7 protein-coding genes are annotated in these 5,445 nt (G+C 68.7%); 5 read left to right on the top strand and 2 right to left on the bottom strand.

All coding sequences use genetic code 11. From position 1 onward, the window contains the following. The 3 genes from AC1VAN_RS09775 to AC1VAN_RS09785 form a co-directional block, all read left to right on the top strand. On the top strand, window positions 1–631 hold a 631-nt coding region (locus AC1VAN_RS09775; protein WP_480985718.1), incomplete at its 5' end, for a response regulator. Further along, entirely contained in the window at window positions 618–1,949 is a 1,332-nt protein-coding gene (locus tag AC1VAN_RS09780; RefSeq protein ID WP_032974989.1) for a chemotaxis protein CheB, read from the top strand. The genes AC1VAN_RS09775 and AC1VAN_RS09780, both read left to right, overlap by 14 nt. Beyond that, a complete protein-coding gene (locus AC1VAN_RS09785) occupies window positions 1,946–2,410 on the top strand; it encodes a chemotaxis protein CheW (protein ID WP_025877758.1) in 465 nt (154 codons plus the stop codon). Before AC1VAN_RS09780 ends, AC1VAN_RS09785 begins: the two co-directional genes overlap by 4 nt. A gap of 53 nt (window positions 2,411–2,463) precedes the next feature. On the opposite strand, the gene AC1VAN_RS09790 is transcribed toward AC1VAN_RS09785, so the two are convergent. Next, on the bottom strand, window positions 2,464–3,201 hold the full coding sequence (locus AC1VAN_RS09790) for a 16S rRNA (uracil(1498)-N(3))-methyltransferase (protein ID WP_480985719.1): 738 nt from the start codon (window positions 3,199–3,201) through the stop codon (window positions 2,464–2,466). Continuing rightward, entirely contained in the window at window positions 3,192–4,583 is a 1,392-nt protein-coding gene (gene bioA, locus AC1VAN_RS09795; RefSeq protein WP_059064850.1) for an adenosylmethionine--8-amino-7-oxononanoate transaminase, read from the bottom strand. Before bioA ends, AC1VAN_RS09790 begins: the two co-directional genes overlap by 10 nt. A 77-nt stretch (window positions 4,584–4,660) precedes the next feature. Here bioA and nudE point away from each other — a divergent pair, with 77 nt between their 5' ends. Together nudE and AC1VAN_RS09805 are read left to right on the top strand one after the other, a co-directional pair. Next, entirely contained in the window at window positions 4,661–5,224 is a 564-nt protein-coding gene (gene nudE / locus AC1VAN_RS09800; RefSeq protein WP_025877762.1) for an ADP compounds hydrolase NudE, read from the top strand. Further along, on the top strand, window positions 5,221–5,445 hold a 225-nt coding region (locus tag AC1VAN_RS09805; RefSeq protein WP_480985720.1), incomplete at its 3' end, for an inositol monophosphatase family protein. The genes nudE and AC1VAN_RS09805, both read left to right, overlap by 4 nt.

Here is a 5,445-nt window from a genome sequence, read left to right on the forward strand (position 1 = left end):
GGTGCCGCTGCTGCTGGTCCGCGCCGGCGACCTGCGCGCCGCCGTTGCGATCGATCAGGTGCTGGGCAACCGCGAAGTCGTGGTCAAGCCGGTGGGCCTGCAGATCGCCTCGGTGCCGGGCATCTACGGCGCCACCATCACCGGCGATGGCCGGGTGGTGGTGATCCTGGACGTGGCCCCGCTGGTGCGTCGTTTCCTGGCCAACCCGACCGCGCCGGTGCTGGTCAACGCACCCCGCCAGGAACGGCAGGTGCCGTTGGTGATGGTGGTGGATGATTCGCTGACCATGCGCAAGGTCACCGGCCGTATCCTGGAGCGTCACAACTTCGAGGTGAGCGTCGCCCGCGATGGCGTCGAAGCCCTGGAACAGCTGGAAGAGCGCGTGCCGGACCTGATGCTGCTGGACATCGAAATGCCGCGGATGGACGGCTACGAGCTGGCCACCGCGATGCGTGCCGACCCGCGCTACAAGGACGTGCCGATCGTGATGATCACCTCGCGCAGCGGCGACAAGCACCGCCAGCGCGCCTTCGAAATCGGTGTGCAGCGCTACCTGGGCAAGCCGTACCAGGAGCTGGACCTGATGCGTAACGTGTACGACTTGCTGGGGATTGCCCGTGTCCGTGAGTGACCTCGATCCGGTTCCGGCCGTAGCCCTGCTGGCCCGCCCGGGTGCGGCGCGTGAGCGCCTGCGCGAGGCGTTGGCCCATGCCGACGTGCAGATCGTGCTGGAAGACGATCCCATGACGCTGGAACCGCAGGCGCTGCATGATGCGCGCCCGCAGTTCGTGGTGATCGCGCTGGAAGCGGCCATTGAAGACGCGCTGGAGCGCCTGGAACCGGCGCTGTCGGCGCCCGGCTTGACCCTGGTGTTCGATGAGGCTGAACTGGCCGCGCGTCGCGATGGTTGGGAAGCGCAGCGCTGGGGCCGTCACCTTGCCGCCAAGCTGCACGGCCACCAGCAGGTGCTGCCGCCCGGCGCCGAGGACGAACCGGCACTGCAGCTGGAGCCGGGCCTGCCGTCGACGCCGCCGGTGCCGAAGGAAACCGCGCTGCAGACGCACCTGGAACAGGCCCGTTCGTGGGCCGACGACGTGCCGGCTGATGGCCTCTATTCGCCGCCGGCACACCTGCACGAGCCCGTCGCGCTGGAGCAGGCGCTGGCTGCGCTGCAGCCGGTGCTGCCGGAAACGGCAGCGCCTGTGCAAGCCGCGCCGGAACCGCCGCCGGTACCGGCAGCTGCGCCGTCGGTATTCACCGACCACACGGCCTGGTCGCTGGTTGACGAGGCCAGCGACGCGCCGGCAGTTGCATCGGCTGCCACCTCGACCGAATCGGCGGAACCTGCATTCGATACCGGACATCTTTCACTGGTCGACCTGGACGCTGCCGCGCCTGCAGGCAGTCGCTCCGGCGCACTGCTGGTACTGGCCGGTATCGGCGGTCCCGATGCGTTGCGTCGCCTGCTCGCTGCACTGCCCAGCGGGCTGGCCGTGCCGGTGCTGGTGCACATGCGCCTGGACGGCGGCCGCTACGGCAACCTGGTCAAGCAGATGGCGCGCGTATCGCCGCTGCCGGTGCAGCTGGCCGAAGCCGGCCAGCGCGCCACCGCTGGCGAAGTGCACGTGCTGGCCGATGACATCGGCGTGCACGCTGCTGCCGATGGCCTGTATTTCCAGAGCGAAGCGCAGGGCATCTCGATTGCCGCGCTGTCGGCCGAGCACAGCGCGCTGGTGCTGCTCAGCGGTGCCGATCTGGCCCATGTGGGCCCGGCGTTGGACCTCGCCGCCGCCGGTGCCTGGGTGGCCGGGCAGGTGGGCGAAGGCTGCTACGACCCGGCTGCGGCGACGGCGGTGGTCGCCGCCGGCATGGTGGCCGGTGAACCGCAGGAACTGGCGCAGGTGATCGCCGCGCGCTGGGGCCTGGATGACGACGGAGATGCCGCATGAGCTACGCCAGCAATGATGAGATCCGTGGCGTCCTGATCTCGGCCGGTGCCGAACGGGTCCTGCTGCCCAATGCAACCGTGGCCGAGATGATGTCGCGGGTGCCGGTGCAGGCGGTAGCCGACGCGCCGCGCTGGCTGGTGGGTGAGATCGGCTGGCACGGCTGGCAGGTGCCCCTGGTGTCGTTCGCACGGCTCTCCGGGTTGGGCGAAGAGACGGTGGCCGGCCACAACAAGGTGGTGGTGCTCAAGACCCTCAACGGCAACCCGCAGCGCCCCTACTACGCGCTGTTGACGCAGAGCTTCCCGCAGCTGATTTCKGTACCGCGCGATGGCCTGCTGGCCGACGCGTCCGAGGAAAACCTGCCTGACATCGTGCACATGCGCGTGCTGCTGGGCGAACAGAGCGCGCTGTTGCCGAATCTCGACGCGCTGGAAGCTGCGCTGGATTCGCTGACGGCCTGACCGGAATCCGCCGGGCGATGCCCGGCGAGCGCAGCGGCCACCGGACCGGAGCCTTACCCCAGATCGCCCAGCCGTGCCTGCAACGCTGCGATCGCGGCCAGGCCTGCGGTTTCCGTGCGCAGGATGCGAGGGCCCAGCTGCAGGCCCTGGAAGCCTGCGGCGGCGAGCTGCTCACGGTCACGCGGCGACCAGCCACCTTCCGGGCCGATGGCGATCACCACGCCGCCGGCCGGCGCTGCCTGCAGTGTCGACAGCCGGTGCGCTCCCAGCGGGTCCAGGGTCAACCGCAACGTATCGGCGGGCAGTGCCGCGCTGGCCTGTGCCAGCGACTGCGGCGGTCCTACCTGCGGAATGCGCGCACGACCGGACTGCCCGCAGGCCGACTGCACGACGTTGTTCCAGTGCGCCACGCGTTTTTCCGCGCGAGCTGCATCCAGCTTCACTTCGGTGCGCTCGGCATTCACCGGCGCGATGGCGCTCACCCCCAGTTCGGTGGCCTTCTGCAGGATCAGGTCCATCTTCTCGCCGCGTGCAATGCCCTGCAGCAGGGTGATGGTCAGCGGCGACTCGTTGGCGATCACCTGCACCGCGTCGATGCGTACCTGTACCTCGCGTTTGCCGGCCATGGTCAGCGTCGCGGTGTAGTCATGGCCATCGCCGTTGAACAGCACGCAGGTATCACCCTCGCGCAGGCGCATCACCCRCACCAGGTGGTTGGCCGTCTCTTCCGGCAGGGTCACGGTCTGGCCGCTGTGCAGCGCCAGGTCGATGGGGCAGCGGGTCACGCGCATGCAATCGCCTCGTCGATGGCCGCCAGCGTGGTATGCGCCAGCAGCTCCAGTTGTTCATCGTCCACGCAGTACGGTGGCATCCAGTACAGCACGTTGCCCAGCGGGCGCAGCACCACGCCGCGCTTCAGCGCCGCCTTGTAGGCGTGCAGCCCCAGCCGCAGGGCCGGATCGAAGGGCGTGCGCTTGTCACCGTTGCGGGTCAGTTCGAAGGCCACCACCATTCCGGCCTGGCGCACATCGGCCACGTGCGGATGGTCGGCAAACGGCGCAGCCAAGGTGCCCATCACCGAGGCGATGCCGCGATTGCGCGCGATCACATCGTCCTCGCCGAAGATGTCCAGCGTGGCCAGCGCCGCCGCGCAGGCCAGCGGATTGCCGGTGTAGCTGTGCGAATGCAGGAAGGCACGTTCGCGCGAATCATCAAGGAAGGCGTCGTACAGCGCCTGCGTGGCCAGCACCGCAGCCAAGGGCAGGAAACCACCGGTCAGGCCCTTGGACAGGCACAGCAGGTCCGGCATCACCCCGGCCTGCTCGCAGGCGAACATCGTGCCGGTGCGGCCGAAGCCGGTGGCGATTTCGTCGGCGATCAGGAACGCTCCATGGGCATCACACAGTTCACGCACGCGCTGCAGATAGGCCGGATCGTGCATGCGCATGCCACCGGCACACTGCAGCCGTGGCTCCAGGATCACGGCGCAGATCTCGCCCGGATGCTGGTCGAACAGCGTGGCCAGGCCATCGGCGGCCTGGCGTGCGCGGTCGGCCGCACTCTGCCCGGGTTCGGCCAGGTAGGCGTCAGGCGAGGGCGCAAACAGGCCCTCGGCCAGCAGCGGCGCGTAGACCCGGCGGTACAGCGGAATGTCGGCCAGTGCGAGGGCGCCCAGCGTCTCGCCGTGGTAGCCGTTTTCCAGCGAGACGAAGCGCGTGCGCCGGGTCTCACCGCGGTTCTGGAAATACTGGAAGGCCATCTTCAGCGCCACTTCGACGCCGGCCGAACCGTTGTCGGCGTAGAACACCTTGGCCAGTGGCGCGCGGCCGGGCTGGCGCGGCGCGAGGGCCAACAGGCGCTCAGCCAGGGTGATCGCGGGCTCGTGGCCGAACCCGGCCAGCATCACCTGTTCCAGCTGTCCGGCCTGGGCGGCGATGGCACCGCCGATGCGCGGCTCGGCATGGCCGAACAGGTTGGTCCACCAGCTGCTGACCGCATCCAGGTAGCGGTTGCCGTCGTGATCGATCAGCCAGGCGCCTTCGCCGCGGGCGATCGGCACCAGCGGCAACGTGTCCGGATGCTCGCGCATCTGCGTGCACGGGTGCCACAGGACCTTGAGGTCGCGTTGCCGCCAGTGCTGGACCAGCGGAGAGGGGGTTGGGTCTGCTAGCATTTCGGGCTCATGAACATGTTGCTGCCTGCACATTCTATCGGCCTCGGCGCACGCGCCGTCTGCCCCGGAGATTCCGCGTGAACGATGACCGCGCAAGGCGTCCTCTGCCGATCATCCATCGGATCACCGACGAGGAGAACGGGCCCTTCCAGCGCCAGCACCTGGACCTGGAGTTCTCCAACGGCGAACGCCGCCGCTTCGAACGCCTGGTCAGCCGTGGCCATGGCGCGGTGGTGGTGGTGCCGATGCTGGATGAAGAAACCGTGCTGCTGGTACGTGAATACGCGGCCGGCATGCACCGCTACGAGCTTGGCCTGGTGAAGGGCCGGATCGATGCCGGCGAAACGCCGGAGCAGGCCGCCGACCGTGAGCTGAAGGAAGAGGCCGGCTATGGCGCTCGGCGGGTCGACGTGCTGCGCGCGATGACCCTGGCGCCGACCTACATGAGCCATCAGTCCTGGCTGGTGGTCGCGCGCGACCTGTATCCGGAGAAGCTGGCCGGCGACGAGCCGGAGGAACTGGAAGTGGTGCCGTGGAAGCTGGCCGATCTGGACCAGTTGATGCTGCGCGAGGACTTTTCCGAAGGGCGTTCGCTGGCGGCGCTGTTCATCGCCCGCCAGTGGCTGCAGGGAGCACGATGATCAAGCTGACCACGGAACTGCGCGAAACCGCGATCGCCATCGCCCAGGAAGCCGGGCAGGCGATCATGCAGGTCTACAGCAACGGTTTCGATGTGACACTCAAGGACGACGACAGCCCGGTCACCGCTGCCGACCTTGCCGCCGACCGGGTGATCCAGCAGGGGCTGCGCCAGCTGACACCGGACCTGCCGATCCTGTCGGAGGAGTCGCCGCTGGTGCCC

The organism is Stenotrophomonas sp. 05L44_2 (genome assembly GCF_056665995.1).

What these genes read in the sequence shown, in the direction of transcription:
- bioA (WP_059064850.1), bottom strand. Translation starts at nt 4,583, where the DNA reads ATGCTAGCAGACCCAACCCCCTCTCCGCTGGTCCAGCACTGGCGGCAA.